The 16,518-nt window shown below is 46.7% G+C and carries 17 protein-coding genes; 13 read left to right on the forward strand and 4 right to left on the reverse strand.

All coding sequences use genetic code 11. From position 1 onward, the window contains the following. Positions 1-6: 6 nt before the first annotated feature. The gene (locus OSC7112_RS22385; protein ID WP_015178040.1) at positions 7-975 is read left to right on the forward strand and encodes an alpha/beta fold hydrolase; all 969 of its coding nucleotides are present in this window, start codon (positions 7-9) and stop codon (positions 973-975) included. Between the two features lie 28 nt (positions 976-1,003). Here OSC7112_RS22385 and OSC7112_RS22390 read toward each other — a convergent pair whose 3' ends face one another. Beyond that, on the reverse strand, positions 1,004-1,288 hold the full coding sequence (locus OSC7112_RS22390) for a type II toxin-antitoxin system RelE/ParE family toxin (protein WP_015178041.1): 285 nt from the start codon (positions 1,286-1,288) through the stop codon (positions 1,004-1,006). After that, complete coding sequence (locus OSC7112_RS22395; protein ID WP_015178042.1) at positions 1,285-1,512, reverse strand: hypothetical protein; 228 nt, start codon at positions 1,510-1,512, stop codon at positions 1,285-1,287. The genes OSC7112_RS22390 and OSC7112_RS22395 overlap by 4 nt, the downstream gene beginning before the upstream one ends. A 114-nt stretch (positions 1,513-1,626) precedes the next feature. On the opposite strand from OSC7112_RS22395, the gene OSC7112_RS22400 reads away from it, so the two are divergent. Continuing rightward, on the forward strand, positions 1,627-1,818 hold the full coding sequence (locus OSC7112_RS22400; protein ID WP_041622683.1) for a DUF433 domain-containing protein: 192 nt from the start codon (positions 1,627-1,629) through the stop codon (positions 1,816-1,818). Positions 1,819-1,868: 50 nt separating this feature from the next. On the opposite strand, the gene cysS is transcribed toward OSC7112_RS22400, so the two are convergent. After that, positions 1,869-3,419, reverse strand: coding sequence for a cysteine--tRNA ligase (cysS, locus tag OSC7112_RS22405; RefSeq protein WP_015178043.1), 1,551 nt, complete (start codon positions 3,417-3,419; stop codon positions 1,869-1,871). Between the two features lie 168 nt (positions 3,420-3,587). Further along, complete coding sequence (locus OSC7112_RS41900; protein WP_263053545.1) at positions 3,588-3,710, reverse strand: hypothetical protein; 123 nt, start codon at positions 3,708-3,710, stop codon at positions 3,588-3,590. A gap of 203 nt (positions 3,711-3,913) precedes the next feature. Here OSC7112_RS41900 and OSC7112_RS22410 point away from each other — a divergent pair, with 203 nt between their 5' ends. The 11 genes from OSC7112_RS22410 (at position 3,914) to OSC7112_RS22465 (ending at position 16,062) form a co-directional block, all read left to right on the forward strand. After that, positions 3,914-4,177, forward strand: a complete 264-nt coding sequence (locus OSC7112_RS22410) for a hypothetical protein (RefSeq protein ID WP_041622684.1) — start codon at positions 3,914-3,916, stop codon at positions 4,175-4,177. Positions 4,178-4,275: 98 nt separating this feature from the next. After that, a complete protein-coding gene (locus OSC7112_RS22415; protein ID WP_015178044.1) occupies positions 4,276-5,637 on the forward strand; it encodes a DUF4912 domain-containing protein in 1,362 nt (453 codons plus the stop codon). A gap of 568 nt (positions 5,638-6,205) precedes the next feature. Beyond that, positions 6,206-7,522 carry an ABC transporter substrate-binding protein gene (locus OSC7112_RS22420; protein ID WP_015178045.1) on the forward strand — a complete coding sequence of 439 codons (1,317 nt, stop codon included), beginning with the start codon at positions 6,206-6,208 and terminating at the stop codon, positions 7,520-7,522. 183 nt (positions 7,523-7,705) lie between these two features. Then, positions 7,706-8,605, forward strand: coding sequence for a carbohydrate ABC transporter permease (locus tag OSC7112_RS22425; RefSeq protein WP_015178046.1), 900 nt, complete (start codon positions 7,706-7,708; stop codon positions 8,603-8,605). Positions 8,606-8,835: 230 nt separating this feature from the next. After that, positions 8,836-9,699, forward strand: coding sequence for a carbohydrate ABC transporter permease (locus OSC7112_RS22435; protein ID WP_015178047.1), 864 nt, complete (start codon positions 8,836-8,838; stop codon positions 9,697-9,699). A 132-nt stretch (positions 9,700-9,831) separates the two neighbouring features. Next, positions 9,832-10,914 (forward strand): ABC transporter ATP-binding protein, encoded by a 1,083-nt coding sequence (locus tag OSC7112_RS22440; protein WP_015178048.1) that lies wholly within the window; start codon positions 9,832-9,834, stop codon positions 10,912-10,914. A 333-nt stretch (positions 10,915-11,247) separates the two neighbouring features. Further along, on the forward strand, positions 11,248-11,598 hold the full coding sequence (locus OSC7112_RS22445; RefSeq protein ID WP_015178049.1) for a hypothetical protein: 351 nt from the start codon (positions 11,248-11,250) through the stop codon (positions 11,596-11,598). Positions 11,599-11,967: 369 nt separating this feature from the next. Beyond that, entirely contained in the window at positions 11,968-12,405 is a 438-nt protein-coding gene (locus OSC7112_RS22450) for a DUF3574 domain-containing protein (RefSeq protein ID WP_015178050.1), read from the forward strand. Between the two features lie 163 nt (positions 12,406-12,568). Then, positions 12,569-12,772 carry a hypothetical protein gene (locus OSC7112_RS22455; protein ID WP_015178051.1) on the forward strand — a complete coding sequence of 68 codons (204 nt, stop codon included), beginning with the start codon at positions 12,569-12,571 and terminating at the stop codon, positions 12,770-12,772. A gap of 467 nt (positions 12,773-13,239) precedes the next feature. Beyond that, positions 13,240-13,752, forward strand: a complete 513-nt coding sequence (locus OSC7112_RS22460; RefSeq protein ID WP_015178052.1) for a hypothetical protein — start codon at positions 13,240-13,242, stop codon at positions 13,750-13,752. A 261-nt stretch (positions 13,753-14,013) separates the two neighbouring features. Next, entirely contained in the window at positions 14,014-16,062 is a 2,049-nt protein-coding gene (locus OSC7112_RS22465) for an ABC transporter ATP-binding protein (RefSeq protein ID WP_015178053.1), read from the forward strand. The last annotated feature ends 456 nt before the right edge of the window (positions 16,063-16,518 follow it).

Genomic DNA, 16,518 nt, shown 5'->3' on the forward strand with positions numbered 1-16,518 from the left:
AATAAGATGCAACCGCCATATTCAACCCAAGATTTCTCCACTATTTCGTCTATTAAATCACCCACGCTGTTTTACGAATGGCAAAATTATCGCTGTGCTTATGAAGTTTATAAACCAACTACTGCGACAGAAGATAGCATCCCTTTGTTATTAATTCACCCGATTGGAGTTGGTTTGTCAAGAATCTTTTGGCATAGATTTTGTGAGAGTTGGTACAAAGCAGGGAATAGTAATCCGATTTACAATCCCGACCTTTTGGGCTGCGGCGATTGCGAAATGCCGGCTGTGGCTTGCTATCCTGACGATTGGGCGGCACAGTTGCAGTATTTCTTGGAAACTGCAGTCAAAAAACCTGCGATCGTCCTCGTGCAAGGTGCTTTACTGTCTGTAGGCTTGGCTTTAGCAAAAATGCAGCAGGAAAGCGGCTCAAATTTCATTCGCGGGTTAGTCCTCGCGGGGCCTCCAGCTTGGGCGGTAATGAACAAACATTCGACAGAAACACAGCAACGGATTGTCTGGAATTTGTTAAATTCTCCCCTGGGAAACGCTTTTTACCGCTACGCCAGACGCGCTGAGTTTTTGCGTTCTTTTTCCATCAAACAACTGTTTGGCGATGCGGCAAAAGTTGACAGCGAATGGTTGGATGCTTTGCAGGCTGGGGCGGCGAATCCTGACAGCCGGCACGCGGTTTTCTCGTTTTTAGCGGGGTTTTGGCGGCAGGATTATAGTAGCACGATTCAAAAGTTCGATCGCCCCGCACTCGTTGTGATGGGAGAAAAAGCCTCCAGCATCAGTCAAGAGGGTAAGGAAGAAAAACCGGATGAAAGATTAGCGCAATATTTAGCTGCTTTTCCAAATGGGGAAGGTTTATTAATGCCGGGGCGGAATGTTTTGCCCTATGAATCAACCGCAGAATTTGTCGCGGCTGTTGCCGAATTTGTGAATAAGTTAAATACAAATTCAATCTTTTTCTGAAGAGACCTTCTAATAATAACTGACACAGTTAATAGACCTCATCATGTGTGCCGATGTCGAGTAAAACAATGACTTCACTATTTGTTTCCGTATCCTCTTCAATTGAGAAAACGATACGACAATCATAGCCGCAAGAGCAGGAGTGAAGACCGTCGAGTTTGCCGCCTAGTTTGTGGGTACCTAGGTTTGGAAAAAATACATCTGCTTCCATTTGTTGAAGAGATTCTTCAATACGTTGCTGGATCTCAGGATTTCGTTTGACAAACTTGCGAAATGCTCGTTGGAATTTGGGAGTCAGAACCAGTTGTCTCATGATTCCGGCTCGTCCAAAGACTGGCGTAATGCTGAAATAACATCCTCGGCTGACTGCTGTCGAAATTTGCCTGTACGGAAATCAGCTAAGGTTTGTTGGGCATCAGCAGCTATTTCCGCGCGGATACTCTCGCGGTGACGGTTTTGCAGGATTTTTATCAGCATTTCCTGCTGTTCGTATGACAATTGCAAAGCAGTTTCTAGCACTTGGTCGAGGGTATTCATAGAGCTAGGCTATTACCTCTAAGGTTGAACAACTTGCGAAGTTTAGTATAATTGTATCGCTTATTCCAAGACTAGGCTAAACTTAAAGAAAAATGTACTAAACTCGGTCTTGTCATAAGCGATCGCAAAATCATTGCGATCGAACCAGGTAAACGCGGTGGAAAGCCTTGCATCAGGCGAATGCGAATTACCGTGTATGATGTGTTGGGTTGGCTGGCTGCGGGAATGTCTCATACAGAGATTCTAGACGATTTTCCAGAGTTGACGGAGGAAGACATTAAAGCTTGTTTAGAATTCGGCGGTTGAAACCGCTTCTTGTCAAACAAAGTCTGCCTCCGCAGACTATGAATTTAGTTTCAACCCCGATGCCAGATGGTTGTACCATCTTTTTGATCGATCAGAGTAATTCCCTTATCCTTAAGTTCGTTGCGAATTCTATCGCCCTCAGCGAAATTCTTAGCTTTCCGGGCATCTTTCCGCTGCTGAATCATTGCCTCAATCTCCCCATCCGTCAAACCACCAACCGAGATTTCCGTCTCAGCTTCCGGCTGAACTTCCAAACCCAAAACCCCCGCCAAATTCACCAAACTCACCCATTTTTGTTGCAATAAATCCGGTGAAGTTTCTGTTTTTCCCTGATGCACTAAAACATTACCTTCCTTGCCCAATTCCTTAGCGACTTCAAACAACACTGTCAAAGCACCGGGAGTATTGAAATCATTGTCCATTGCTGATTGAAATTGCTGCACAAGTGTGCTATCTTGTCCAGTCAATTGCTCGATTTTCTCAACATCCCAACCAAGTTTAGATCCGTGTTGACTGCCAAAAAGCAAGCCTTCTTTCAGAGTATGCCAGCCATTTTTAGCGCTAGCGATCGCCTCTTCGGTAAAATCAATTTGGCTGCGATACTGCGCCATCAACACAAACAGCCTCACCGCCATCGGTTCTACCGCTTTTGACTTCTCGCTTCCTTCATTCTGACTCCCCCCCTTACCAAGGAGGGGCTGGGGGGGGTTAGATTCCAAATCGCCCGACCAATTCCCATCCAACAAATCGCGAATTGTAATAAAATTGTGCAAAGATTTGGACATCTTTTTGCCGTTGACAGTCACAAAAGCATTGTGCATCCAATAATTAGCAAGGGACTTGCCCGTCGCGGCTTCAGATTGAGCAATTTCATTTTCGTGGTGGGGAAAAGTTAAATCGGAACCGCCGCAGTGAATGTCAATAGTTTCGCCCAAGCAATCGCGCACCATTGCCGAACATTCGATGTGCCATCCGGGGCGGCCTTTTCCCCAAGATGAATCCCAAGCAGGTTCTCCCGGTTTAGCGCTTTTCCACAGAGCAAAATCAGACGAATCTTGCTTTTTTTGAGCTTCTATTTCTGCTGTTTCCAATCTACCGCTAGCCCCGGCCTGCATTTCTTCCAACTTGCGGCCGGAAAGTTTTCCGTAATCGGCAAATTGCCTCACGTTGTAGTAAACGTCGCCGCCTGAAGCATAGGCATAACCTTTATTTTCTAACTCGTGAATCAGCCGTTTTATGCCGTCCATTGTATGGGTGGCGCGGGGATATTCATCGGCCCTGAGAATATTCAGCTTGTCCATATCTACGAAATATTCCTCGATGAAGCGTTCCGCCACGGCTTCCATGGTGGAATTGGTTTCGCGGGCGCGGTTGAGAATTTTGTCGTCAATATCTGTAAAATTCTGCACGTAGCGCACATCGTATCCCCGCCACATCAGATAGCGGCGCACCATGTCCCAAACAATGTAAGCGCGGGCGTGGCCGACGTGGCAGTAATCGTATACCGTAACGCCGCAGCAGTACATCCGCACCTTTCCTGGTTCGATGGGTTCAAAAGGTGATTCGCGACGGGTCAAGCTGTTGTAAAGCGTTAAAGTCATTCGATTTTAGATTTTAGATTTTAGATTTTAGATTTTACAAGATTTACGCAGAACCTTTATGTCATTCGATTTTAGATTTTAGATTTTAGATTTTAGATTTTACAAGATTTACGCAGAACCTATATGTGTAGGGTGTGCAGCGGGCAACTTATCTGTATCAGTAGCGCGTCAAACCCTTTTTGCGTCCAGGAATGTTGGTTTGTAGTTGCGATCGCCCGTTAACGAAGCTTGCAGAAGACGATCGCCCAACTGCCAGCCTAGGAAATTTGGTATTAAATTCCCTCTATCCATAGTACCGCCCCAGCCGACTCAATCTCACATCTAATTCGTGTCAGGGAATCTTGACAATTGTTGCGGAGACGATCCCCGCCAGCGCCGTATTGTCAAGATTTCCTGACAATGCGATCCCCAAATGCCTGAAAATGCGTATAAGTACCCATAATTGAAGGAAAAGACCCCTTGACCCGATCGCAACTTGTCTGCAACATTAAGTCATGACAAAGCGATCCCAAAGAAATGCTTCGATTAAGCAGCACTGGGAGTCAAATAGCGCTTGTGCTGGCAGCACAGCGTTGCTAGCAGCACCGGTCGCACTCACAAAATCGATCTTGTCAATCAAGAATCGAAAGATAAAGCTTTATTTAGATCGGACGGTGCGCGCAGAAGCCAAAAAGTCAAAACCCCCGATCGCATGGGGGACAAGACAAGCTAAAAACAAGCAAGGCTTCAAAGGTTGGAGAGATTTGGAAGCTCGATAATATGTGGATTTAAAAGAGTTTCTAACTCAAAAGGTCAACACATTTGTGTTGAAAGGAAAAATCTAACCCGCCATCCTAAATTAGTGGAGAACCAACTCATGGCAAAAGAACGCCCACCATTAGAAGAGATGACTTTGCGACAACTCCGCAGAGTTGCTAGCGAATGTGGAGTCTCTCGCTACAGCCGGATGCGGAAATCGCAACTTCTGGCATCAATTCAAGAAATTCAGCGCACCAAATTTTCCTACAGCCCATCTCGCAAATTAGAGGCACAAGAAGCAGTGGAAGCAGCAAAGTTTGAACTCGGTCAAGAAGATAGAACAGGCGGTTCTTTGTCGTCTGTAGATGAAGGTTTAGCAGATTTGCCCAATGGCTACGGCGAAAGCCGGGTGGTTTTAATGCCCCGCGACCCTGAATGGGCCTACACTTACTGGGACATTCCCAACGATCGCAAAGAAGAATTGCGCCGCCAAGGAGGACAGCAACTCGCCCTGCGGATCTACGACGTTACAGATGTTAACCTCGACACTCAAAGCCCGCACAGCATTCAAGAATATCCCTGCGACGAAATGGCGCGGGAATGGTACGTGCCAATCCCCGTGAGCGATCGGGACTACGCCATCGACATCGGCTACCGCTGTGCAGATGGCCGCTGGCTGGTATTAGCTCGATCGGCCGAAGTCCGCGTTCCTCCCGTGTATCCCAGCGACTGGATTGAAGATCAATTCATCACCCTCGACTGGGAAGAAGAATTGCAGGGCAAAACCTTCGCGGAACTGGTTCCTCCGGCCAAGAAACTCGCAAAAGCCAATGGCGGTGGTTACAGCACCAGCAACGCCATCTACGAACAAATCTTCGGCATGGCAGAATCTGCCGAAGCCCTGCGCGTAGCCGGTTCTATCTTCGGTTCCATGCAGCACGTAGCCGGTTCCGTCCAGCAAGTCGGCATCCACGAACAAGCTCTCAGTTCCTACGTGTTCCCCTCCGGCGTCGGAATGTGGGCGGTTCCCACCATGTCCGGCATCACCGCGTCAGGTGTCGGTATGTCCGGGCTCACCGCGTCAGGTGTCGGTATGTCCGGGCTCACAATGTCGGGTGTCGGTATGTCCGGGCTCACCATGTCCGGTTTCGGTATGTCGGGTGTCGGTATGTCGGGAGTTGGCTTCGCCGCCCCGATGCGCCCCCGCCAGTTCTGGTTAGTTGCTGATGCCGAACTGATCGTCTACGGCGCTACCGAACCAGACGCTACCGTCTACGTAGGCGGACAGCCGATTAAACTCAATGCTGACGGCACTTTCCGCTTCCAGATGTCCTTCCAAGACGGCTTAATCGACTATCCGATTTTTGCAGTAGCAGCAGACGGCGAACAAAACCGCGCCATCCACTTGAAATTCAACCGCGAAACCCCAGAACGGCGCACCAATACCAAGCAGGATGCTGTTGTGGAATGGTTGGGCTAATCGCTCGCGGTCGATCGAGCTGCGGGCGATCGTGCAGGTTTGTGCCAATTTTTGAACCATCACAAGGCATAGCCTCAGCCGATCGTGATTTGTTAAGGTTAATCCCAGACAACAACCCATAACACCCCCTATACACCGTTCTCCTGTTTTGAGGAGCGGTGTTTTTTGTGTTTAGAAGCAAGAAGCAAGAAGCAAGAAGCAAGAAACAAGAAGCAAGAAGCAAGAAGCAAGAATTATTTATTTAAATGTTCTCAATAGACTTGAATTGCATAAATCTTTGATAGAAGGATCGACCGCAGATTACAGGCAGATAAACACAGATAAACGCAGATAATCTCAAGATAGTTGACGATTTTTGTAAGAGGTCTAATATCTATCTGTAGATAGATGTTGATTTAACTCGCCATCTAATCAGTTAAATCAAAATTTGCACTTTCAACTCAAGCATTATTAAGTAAGCTAAAGTTTACTTAAATTTTTATTGCACAAACTCGCTAAATCGAGCGAAACAAAAGAAAGCGAGTTATGAGAGAAAGAAGGCGATCGCACCGCCATTTCTCAAAAGCAAATGCAAAAAATAAATTCCCCGCAGCAACGAAGCCAGAAGCGTCCCCGTCTTTTAGCCTTATTCGCTGTCACATTAGCCACCGTCTTGCTTTTATTTATTCTGCCGGCACTGACTCAACAGCCAGTCGTGCTCACCATGTTAATGCAAGGCCAAGATATTGTTAACTGGAGACCCTTTGTCAAAGAATTTGAACAGAAAAACCCCAAGATTCGCATCAACCTCATAGAAGGGCCTTTTGACACAAACCTCATAGAAAATCTTTACACATCTGCCTTTCTTTTAGGCGAATCGCCCTACGACATCATTAACATGGATATTGTCTGGGTTCCCAAATTTGCAGCCGCAGGTTGGGTAAGGGATTTGACAGACAGAATTCCCCCCAAACAACTATCAAAATTCATCCAAGGTAACGTCGAAGGCGGGCGGTATCGGGGCAAACTTTACCGAATTCCCCACGCTTCCGATGCCGGAATGCTTTACTACCGCAAAGACATTTTAGAACAAGCGAAAATTCCAGCGCCGAAAACCTTTGAAGAGATGGTAAAAATCTCTCAAAACTTGCAGAAACAGGGAAAAGTAACTTGGGGTTATCTGTGGCAAGGCAAACAATACGAGGGAGTCTCTGCGATGTTTGTCGAGGTACTTTCCGGTTTCGGCGGCTTTTGGGCCAACCCTCAAACTTTTGAAGTTGGGTTAGATAAACCGGAGGCAATTAAAGCAGTGGAATTTCTCAAAAATACGATCGCCTCTGGCATTTCTCCTCCGGGTGTCACCACCTACGGCGAAGAAGAAACCCGGCTTTTGTTTCAAAATGGCAAAGCGCTATTTTTGCGAAACTGGCCGTATGTTTGGAAGCTGGCAAATGCCGAAGGATCGAATGTTAGAGGCAAAATTGCGATCGAGCCAATGCTCAGCAGTACGGGTAAAACAGGCGGTTCCTGCTTGGGCGGCTGGGGCTGGGGAATTGCCAAAACCTCAAAACATCCAGAACAAGCGTGGAAAGCAATTCAGTACCTTACCAGCGAGGAAACCCAGCGCAAATTTATTATACAAACAGGTTTAATTCCCAGTTACAAATCCCTATTTACCAACAAAGAAATAGTCGCCAAATATCCCCACTACCCGCAACTGCTAAAAGTAGTGGAACGGCCAGCTTTGCGCCCGCCCCTGGCACAATACGCTCAAGCTTCTGATATTTTGCAGCGCTATTTGAGTTCAGCTTTTACCGGGAGAATGAGTGCAGAACAAGCAATGAAAGCAGCAGCTAACGAAACTCGCAATTTATTAGGCAGTTTGAAACAACCCCAAGCTTCGTAAATTTGACATCTTGCTATTCTGTTAGAAACAGGCAAGATGCCTGTTCCACAAATAGTTAGAAACAGGCAAGATGCCTGTTCCACAAATAGTTAGAGACAGGCAAGATGCCTGTTCCACAAATAGTTAATTCAATTGTGGGCTGTTGCTTCTAGCCCGCCCAAAAATAAATTAAAGGTGAACGATATGCAATTAGACAAGATGCGACAGCGCGAGCAAAAAACCGGATGGATATTAGTAGCACCAGCTTTGATAATTCTGCTGCTAGTATTTGCTTACCCAATATTGCGCGCTTTTTGGCTGAGTTTATTCACCCAAAACCTCGGTACAGAATTAAAACTGGTTTTTTCCGGTTTTGCTAACTACAGTCGAATGTTAGGCGACGGGCGTTTCTGGCAAACTTTAGGCAACACCACAGTATTTACAGTCGCCTCTGTTGTGCTGGAATTAATTCTCGGTATGGGCATTGCCTTAGTCTTAAATCAATCCTTCACAGGGCGCGGCATTGTTCGCACAATCTCCTTGCTACCTTGGGCGCTGCCCACTGCATTGATGGGAGTAGCTTGGGCGTGGATTTTTAACGACCAATACGGCGTAATTAACGACATTTTGAGGCGATTGGGATTGATTCAAAATAGCATTAGCTGGCTGGGAGATCCGACTTTGGCAATGATGGCAGTAATTACAGCAGATGTGTGGAAAACGACGCCCTTTGTCAGCTTGCTTTTGCTAGCGGGATTGCAATCAATTCCCGGTGATTTGTACGAAGCCCACGCGATTGACGGCGCGAGTAGCTGGCAGAGTTTCCGTCAAGTTACCGTGCCCCTGCTGATGCCCCAAATTGTGATTGCTGTGCTGTTTCGATTTGCCCAATCTTTCGGCATTTTTGACTTGATTCAGGTGATGACGGGAGGGGGGCCGGCGGGGGCAACGGAGACGGTTTCTATCTACATTTACAGCACGGTGATGAGGTATTTAGACTTTGGCTACGGGGCGGCTTTGGTGGTGTGTACTTTTTTGATATTAGTGGCAGCAGTTGCGATCGCCGCTTACCTGTTATCGAGAGCCCGCGCCAGTCAATTTTAGATTTTAGATTTTGGATTTTCGATTGCTGGAAGTTAAGTTAGTTTGCGATCGCACGCAGACTCCAGAAACCGGGTTTCTTCCTATATTTCTCGTTCGCGTCCACAAAACTCGTAGAAACCGGGTTTCTCGCTATTTCTTGAAACTCTGGTGGGGTGTGCAGGAAAGCCCGCCCCAAAAGTTAAATCTAAATGCCGCAACAGCTTAACACGTTCCTTTCATTGGTATAAATTATGTCGATCGCCCGCGAACAACCCACTAAAAAAACCTTTGACATCCGGCAATTAATCTTGCCAATATCGGCGATATTAATTGTCGCCTATTTCCTCGCACCTATTATCTGGCAGGTGCTAACTTCTTTCAAAGTCAATCCAGATATTTCGGCGATTCCAAACGTCTACATTCCCAAACGAATTACTTTCGATCATTACCTGTCCCTCTTCCAGCGCCGCCCGTTTGCACTTTACATTTTAAATAGCGCTTTTGTTTCCATTACTTCAACATTGCTGTGTTTGGCTGTAGGCGCTCCCGCAGCTTACGCTTTGGCCAGGTTGCGGCTGTGGGGCGAGAGAATCATCCTGGCAACTGTGACGATTGTGACGCTATTTCCGGCGGTGCTGCTATTTTTGGGACTGCTGGAAATTGTCAAAGCTTTGGATTTAGGCAATAATTATTTAGCATTAATTATTCCTTACACCGCTATCAATCTGCCGCTGACAATTTTGGTGATGCGGAGTTTCTTTCAACAGTTGCCAAAAGATTTGGAAGATGCCGCTAAAGTTGACGGATACAACACTGTGCAAATGCTGTGGCAAATCGTGCTGCCGATGACATTTCCCGCGTTAGTCACAACTGGAATTTTGACGTTTATTTCAGCTTGGAACGAGTTTATATTTGCACTCACATTTATGACTCGCGAATCTCTAAAAACAATCCCCGTGGCTACGGCTCAACTCAGCGGGGTGTCAGTATTTGAGATTCCTTACGGGCCGATCGCCGCAGCTACCGTTTTAGGAACTTTGCCCTTGGTTTTGCTGGTTTTGGTGTTCCAGCGGCGCATTGTTCAGGGTTTAACTGCGGGGGCGGTAAAAGGATAAATCGATTTTAGATTTTAGATTTTAGATTTTAGATTGAACTGGTTCCTGGGCTCTGGCTGGGAACGAATCAAACAACACAGTCAACAGTCAACAGTCAACACTCAACAGTCAACAGTCAACACTTTAAAAATCATGGCAAAATTGCAACTCAAAAACCTCAATAAAACCTACAGCCCTAAAGTTGTTCCCGTAAAAGACATTAGTTTGGATGTCAGCGAAGGGGAATTTCTGACTTTGCTGGGGCCGTCTGGGTGCGGCAAATCTACGACGCTGCGGTTAATTGCAGGGTTGGAACAGCCGACTAGAGGCGAGATTAGAATTGGCGATCGCAATGTCACTTATCTCAGACCGGGCGATCGCGATATTGCAATGGTTTTTCAAAGTTACGCGCTTTATCCGCACATGACAGTATACGAGAATATGGCATCGAGCCTCAAACTTCGCAAAATCTCCTCCGGTGAAATCAACCGGTTAGTGACAGAAGTTGCAGCATCCCTAGGATTGACGGAATTAATCGATCGCAAACCCGGAAAACTATCAGGCGGACAGCGGCAGCGAGTCGCCCTCGGCCGCGCATTAGTGCGCCAACCGGAAGTATTTTTGCTCGACGAACCTTTGAGCAATCTCGACGCATTATTGCGGGAAAAAGTTAGGGCCGAACTCAAACAATTGTTTTCCTCCCAAAAAGCTCCTGTAGTGTACGTAACTCACGACCAAACCGAAGCCATGACGCTTTCTACCAAAGTCGCAGTTCTCAACAGCGGCAACGTGCAGCAACTAGACCCGCCACACTTAATTTATACCCGTCCGGCAAATCAGTTTGTAGCTGGTTTTGTGGGCAGCCCGCAAATGAATTTGCTAGTGCTTAAATGCCAGGGAAATTTTGCGATTTTGGGCGATTTTCGAGTTCGACTACCAGATATGCCGACTGTGCCGCCAGAAATTGTGTTGGGAATTCGCCCGGAACACGTCGGCTTTGCAGATGCAGAGGCCGGCAAGATAGCGGCCCCAGAGGCAATTAAAGGTGAGGTTTATTTAGTGGAAAACTTGGGAATGCAAAATTTAGTTAGCGTCCGAGTTAGAGGTGTGGAGTCAGTAACGGTGCGGGCTTTGCTGCCCAATGACCGCCACTGGAATTCCGAAATTGTAGAGCTGGTTTTTCCGTCTCAGTTGCTGCACTGGTTTGATGTAAAAACGGGCGATCGCTTGCAATAAGAATTTGCCCTGAATAGCATGATTGATTAAAAATTGTCTAACCATGTGTAGAAAAATATGTTTTTTGCTTCTAATTAAGTTATGACTTTAGTTAGAGGTATAACTATTTTGCTGCTGTTAACGTGATATTCATGTGTGAAAAAGCTAATTGGCTCACACATAGGTGGCGTATTTACCAGATTTTATCGCTAACCTATAACTCTATTGAGGCGGTTAATAGCAAGGTAAAGCTAAGTTGGCTTTCTCTGGCGTTACCTGCTGATTTTCGAGTGAGCCAATGAGATTTAAAAATGTTGAAATTTATCGCCAATCAACTTAGGGAGTATTACCGAGATGAATTTGATTTCCACTGCGATCGCTCGCATCAGTTCCCTGCTTAAGGGCTTTCAAGTGAAGAGTTTTTTGAGTGTCGTCCTAGTCGGTTTTATGCTGCTGACGGCAAACGTTGATTCGGGACACAGTAACAAGGGTTTCGGCACTTCAGGAGGCTCAAAAGCCGATCTAAACAATCCTGAAAGACCCCAAACAACCCGGGAATGGAGGCAAGAAGCTCGCGAAACGTCAGACTCTCCCGGCGAACGAGCTCAGAAGATTGGGCAAGAGGCAGGAGCAGCCGTGAAAGAATTCGGGGAGATGTATCAAGACACTGCTAAGAGAAGTATCCGCGAATTAAAGGATAAGTAGCTCCAACTAAAAAATATAACACTGAGAAACCTGATTGCTTTCGGGGCGCAGCCAAGAGTGCTCGCCCTTGCGGGTTTCTCAACACCTGAAAAGTTTGACGTTTCAATAGGTTGAGCTACTTAATACGACAGGCGCAATCAAGTAGGCAAGCGTAAATAAACTAGAACAGACGCTCAAAAACTCAGTTTCACCGGTGAAACTGGGTTTTTGAGTTTGAAGCGTTTTATGTTAAATTAAATCAAATTCGCGTTAAAAACCCGTTGATAAGACTCGGCGGTTAAAATTGACATATTGCAGGATTCTCAATCAGCATTTCAATGGCACGCTAGAAGCAACGGCCCACAATATAGAAGTTCCGCGTAATTCCTGATGAATAAACATCTTAACAGTCTTTGCTTGATTGGCGTGCTGTTCATCCTGCCTGTTTGTCCGGCGACAATTGCCCGCGCTCAACTTGCCGAAACTTCGGATACTAACGCCAAGCAAACAAATCTCCTCAAAGATGAACTGTATTTTGGGTTAACTAAACCGGGAGGCGAGTCAGTTTCTGAAGCAGAATGGCAGGAGTTTGTCAAGGCAGTTATTACCCCTCGCTTTCGGGAAGGGCTAACCGTATTAGACGGATCGGGGCAATTTCTCAACAGCTCGGGAATTCTGATTCGAGAAAACTCTAAAATAGTTATTTTGATTTATGAAAGTAGCCCGGAAAAAAATCACGCTATTAATGAAATTATCGAAACTTACAAGCGCACTTTCCAGCAGGAGTCTGTGCTGCGGGCGACCAGCGAAGTTAAGGTTTCTTTCTGATGCGGTCATCCAATCAGCGTATTTATGATATTATTCGTGGTAATCAAGGTCATATCCTCAAAAATAAGTAGGGTGCGGGTGCAAGAAAAATCATAATTTGTGGGTATCGATCGCAGACTGCAAAAAATCGCTAAAAAAAACCTGCCCGGGAGAAAACAAAAACATGATGAACGACGGCAACCAAAAAGCTGAAGCACCTGAAAACGAGGCTGCACAAAATTTGTCCGGCATGGCGAAAGCTTTTATTGTGAGCGTGGCTTGGTCTTACGCAGAGGCATTGGAGCGCATGAAACGATCGCAAAATCCACAGCAACCCGCGCCGGAATCTCCCACAGAACAAGCCGAACCCGATCCTGAAAAAGATTAATGAAAGACTATTAATGCGATCGATTTGCCAAACTATCTGGGGGGATCGAACGTCATAGTCAATTAGCTGTTTTGAGTTAAAAACAATCAACTCAGAACAGCGAACTGTGCAGCTTAAGCCGCATTTGTATAGGATTTTACAAAAAAAACTGAAAGCGCCGCGGCCAATAATTTCAAAGGTGGTACCCGCCACGCGATCGATCCGTGGAATCAATCCCAAATCTCAAATCTAAAATCCTTGCATCCCCCGAATTTATCTCGCGCAAGTCAATCCAAAATCTCAAATCTCAAATCTAAAATAGAATGACCCTTCAACAAGCTCAGGAGAAGCTTTAGTCCGGGGATGACAACTGCGTTGCAGGTTGGAACCGCAACCTATATCTATTCATAAAAGGGATTTAAACTAAACAAAGTACGGTTTTACCGCTACAGTGTACAAAACAAATAACCAATTTTTAGATCGGTCTCATGTCTAATTCAAAAATGATTGGTAAAGCGATCGCAGGTAGCCTTTGCTTGGGCCTCCTCATTAGCTTCAACGCCTCACTCAGCCCTGCATCCGCAGCAGCACCAATAATTGCCCAAGAAACAGCAGCCCCGGCCGCTACCAGCATCGACAAGCAACTCCTAGGTCAATGGCAAGGCACAGTCCCCTCCGGTCAGTCTTTCACCTTCGTCTTTGCCCCAGAAGGCAAATTGTTTCTCATGGCTAAAGGCCCCGACGGAGCCGCCCGCGCCAAAGAAATGAGGTACAAAGTTAATCTCGGTGAAAAACCGATGCACCTTGATGTCGGCCTCAGCAGCACAGAAACAGTTGAGACTGTTTTTGAGTTGACTCCCGAAGGTCAAATGCGGCTTCAGTTGCAAGGCACCAATCCCGGACAGGCCAGACCTAATTCCTTAAACGAGCAGGCAACTGTGTTTAAAAAGGTCTCCGAGGCCACTGCACTGCCTGCTGACACTCAAGTCATCGGTTTTTAAGGAAAATTGCAGGCAGAAGGCACTTATCGCAATTGTCAATTGAGTGAGGTACTGATTGGGATTTTCGATTTTCGATTGGGGAATTAATAAGAAAGCCGGCGAGTACCTCACCTGATTGAGAGCCGCTGTAACTAGCCCTGAGTTTTCAGATTGCCAAGCTTCGCGAGGAACAAAGCAATCTTAAAACTTTCCCCGTGCCTTCTGCCTTCAACAAGCCCTGCTACAATCCACTTAATCTCCATTTAACTGCCATAGACCTCCATGAGTGAAACCGTCCTAGAAGTTCGCAACCTGCGGGTTCAATTTCAATCTGCGGACGCAGGCGATGCGTCTGCAACCGTCAAAGCGGTTGACGGCATTTTCTTTGAGGTCAAGCGAGGGCAAACTCTGGGCATCGTGGGAGAGTCGGGATCGGGAAAATCGGTAACATCCCTGGCTGTTATGGGTTTGCTGTCGAGTTCCTCAAAAATCGATGGGGAAATTTGGTTTTCTCCGACAAAAGACGGCGCTAGCAATGGGGCTGTGAATCTGCTGGAAATGCCGGACAGGGAAAAACAAACATACCGGGGCAGCCAGATTGCGACGATTTTTCAAGAGCCGATGAGTTCGCTAAATCCCGTTTATACGATCGGATTTCAACTCACAGAAGCCATTTGTTTGCACCAACAGGTGTCGCAGACAGAAGCGCGGCGCCAAGCTGCTTCTCTGCTGCAAGAAGTGAAGCTGCTACCGGGCGACGATGAGCTCAGGCAGCGGTGTTTGGCTTTGCGGCAAGAGCACTCCCGGACTGCTGCGGGGAATCAAGCAGTTAGGGAGGACGATCGCGATTTGATGCAGCTCGTCAACGGCCAAAAACAAGCTATGCTCGATCGCTATCCCCACGAACTCTCCGGCGGTCAAATCCAGCGCGTGATGATTGCAATGGCCATTTCTTGCAATCCAACTTTATTAATTGCTGATGAACCCACCACGGCTTTGGACGTAACCGTGCAGGCAACAATCTTAGCTTTGCTGCGGGAGTTGCGGGACTCTAGAGGCATGGCAATGATTTTTATTACCCACGATTTGGGCGTGATTGCTGAAATTGGCGATACGGTGGCGGTGATGTACCGGGGCAAAATTGTTGAGTGCGGTGCGATCGAACAAATTTTCAGCAATCCCCAACATCCTTACACCAAAGGTCTGTTAGCTTGCCGCCCAACTCTCGATCGGCAACTGCGCCGCTTGCCGACAGTTTCCGATTTTATGGATGTCACCACAAATGCTAGCGGCGAATTAGTAATTGTCGAGAAAAATGCCGATTTAGACGGCGACAACAGCGGGGGAAATCCCGCTTTTGCAACAGGAAAACCGCCTCGGCTGCCGAATATTTCCGAGCCTTTGCTAGCTGTTGATAACTTGCGAGTCGGTTTTCCGGTGCAGGGAATGTTTGGCGAAACTCAACGCTTGTTGATGGCGGTAAACGATATTTCTTTTGAGGTTTACCCGGGCGAGACTTTGGGTTTGGTGGGCGAGTCGGGCTGCGGTAAATCAACTTTGGCGAGGGCTTTGCTGCAATTAATTCCCGCGACCAGCGGTAAAGTGTTTTTTGAAGGTCAAGAAATTACGCCTCCTGCGAAAAGTAGTTCGGCATCGCAGTGGATGGCTAATTATCGGATGCAAAAAGAGTACGATCGCAAATTGCGCTGGCTGCGGCGCGATCTGCAAATTATTTTTCAAGATCCTTTTAGTTCTCTCGATCCGCGCCTAAGTGTTGGGGATGCGGTGATGGAACCGATGGTGATTCACCGCTTTGGTAAGAACCAGAAAGAACAGCGCGATCGCGCGGCTTATTTGTTGGAGAGAGTGGGTTTAAATCCCGATTTTATGCGGCGCTACCCTCACGAGTTTTCGGGCGGACAGCGGCAGCGAATTTGTATTGCTAGAGCTTTGGCTTTGAATCCTAAGTTTATTATTTGCGATGAGTCGGTTTCGGCATTAGATGTGTCGGTGCAGGCGCAAGTTTTAAATTTGCTGAAGGAGTTGCAAACAGAGTTTGGACTGACTTATATTTTTATTTCTCACGATTTGAGCGTGGTCAAGTTTATGAGCGATCGCGCGATCGTCATGAACAAAGGTAAAATCGAGGAAATTGGCACTGCCGAGCGCATTTACCGCCAACCGCAGCAAGCTTACACGCGACAACTTATAGCTTCTATTCCAGCAGGGAATTTGGAGCGAATTCGGCAACAGCAATTAGGTCGCAAATCTGCTTTGCGTGCTGTGGCGCCTTGGCCCCCATCGCCTGCGGATGAATCAGAACAAAATTGATATCTAGTGTTTTAAACTCGTATCAATTATCAATTGCCCGTTACCAATACTTCGGTTACGCGATCGTACAAGTTCCCAATTACCATAGGACTGACGCAATCATCCCAGCTATGGGGGCAACCACGGGGGTTTGCCCCTACAAAACACTCTATATTGAGGCTGTGCGTAAGTCCTGTACTAATTAGGGCTGACGCGCGAACATATCGGGCAACGAAAAACTGCTACGAATATTTTTTTCATTTTATATTCACAAATTACCAGTCGATCTCTATTTTAAATTCATAATTTATGGTCAAATTCAACCAGGTTGAATTTGACTAAGGATCGTCAATTAAATAATTTCCATTTTTTCTTGTGGGATGGGCGTCCCGCCCGTCCCCGATAGACGGGCGGGTCGCCCATCCCACAACAAACAGGAAAAGTGGATTTTATTTAATTCTCATTCCTAATATTCCT

This window comes from Oscillatoria nigro-viridis PCC 7112 (assembly GCF_000317475.1).
In the GTDB taxonomy this organism is placed as follows: Bacteria; Cyanobacteriota; Cyanobacteriia; order Cyanobacteriales; family Microcoleaceae; genus Microcoleus; species Microcoleus nigroviridis.

What these genes read in the sequence shown, in the direction of transcription:
- OSC7112_RS22385 (WP_015178040.1), top strand. Translation starts at nt 7, where the DNA reads ATGCAACCGCCATATTCAACCCAAGATTTCTCCACTATTTCGTCTATT.
- OSC7112_RS22390 (WP_015178041.1), bottom strand. Translation starts at nt 1,288, where the DNA reads ATGAGACAACTGGTTCTGACTCCCAAATTCCAACGAGCATTTCGCAAG.
- OSC7112_RS22395 (WP_015178042.1), bottom strand. Translation starts at nt 1,512, where the DNA reads ATGAATACCCTCGACCAAGTGCTAGAAACTGCTTTGCAATTGTCATAC.
- cysS (WP_015178043.1), bottom strand. Translation starts at nt 3,419, where the DNA reads ATGACTTTAACGCTTTACAACAGCTTGACCCGTCGCGAATCACCTTTT.
- OSC7112_RS41900 (WP_263053545.1), bottom strand. Translation starts at nt 3,710, where the DNA reads ATGGATAGAGGGAATTTAATACCAAATTTCCTAGGCTGGCAGTTGGGC.
- OSC7112_RS22410 (WP_041622684.1), top strand. Translation starts at nt 3,914, where the DNA reads ATGACAAAGCGATCCCAAAGAAATGCTTCGATTAAGCAGCACTGGGAG.
- OSC7112_RS22415 (WP_015178044.1), top strand. Translation starts at nt 4,276, where the DNA reads ATGGCAAAAGAACGCCCACCATTAGAAGAGATGACTTTGCGACAACTC.
- OSC7112_RS22420 (WP_015178045.1), top strand. Translation starts at nt 6,206, where the DNA reads ATGCAAAAAATAAATTCCCCGCAGCAACGAAGCCAGAAGCGTCCCCGT.
- OSC7112_RS22425 (WP_015178046.1), top strand. Translation starts at nt 7,706, where the DNA reads ATGCAATTAGACAAGATGCGACAGCGCGAGCAAAAAACCGGATGGATA.
- OSC7112_RS22435 (WP_015178047.1), top strand. Translation starts at nt 8,836, where the DNA reads ATGTCGATCGCCCGCGAACAACCCACTAAAAAAACCTTTGACATCCGG.
- OSC7112_RS22440 (WP_015178048.1), top strand. Translation starts at nt 9,832, where the DNA reads ATGGCAAAATTGCAACTCAAAAACCTCAATAAAACCTACAGCCCTAAA.
- OSC7112_RS22445 (WP_015178049.1), top strand. Translation starts at nt 11,248, where the DNA reads ATGAATTTGATTTCCACTGCGATCGCTCGCATCAGTTCCCTGCTTAAG.
- OSC7112_RS22450 (WP_015178050.1), top strand. Translation starts at nt 11,968, where the DNA reads ATGAATAAACATCTTAACAGTCTTTGCTTGATTGGCGTGCTGTTCATC.
- OSC7112_RS22455 (WP_015178051.1), top strand. Translation starts at nt 12,569, where the DNA reads ATGATGAACGACGGCAACCAAAAAGCTGAAGCACCTGAAAACGAGGCT.
- OSC7112_RS22460 (WP_015178052.1), top strand. Translation starts at nt 13,240, where the DNA reads ATGTCTAATTCAAAAATGATTGGTAAAGCGATCGCAGGTAGCCTTTGC.
- OSC7112_RS22465 (WP_015178053.1), top strand. Translation starts at nt 14,014, where the DNA reads ATGAGTGAAACCGTCCTAGAAGTTCGCAACCTGCGGGTTCAATTTCAA.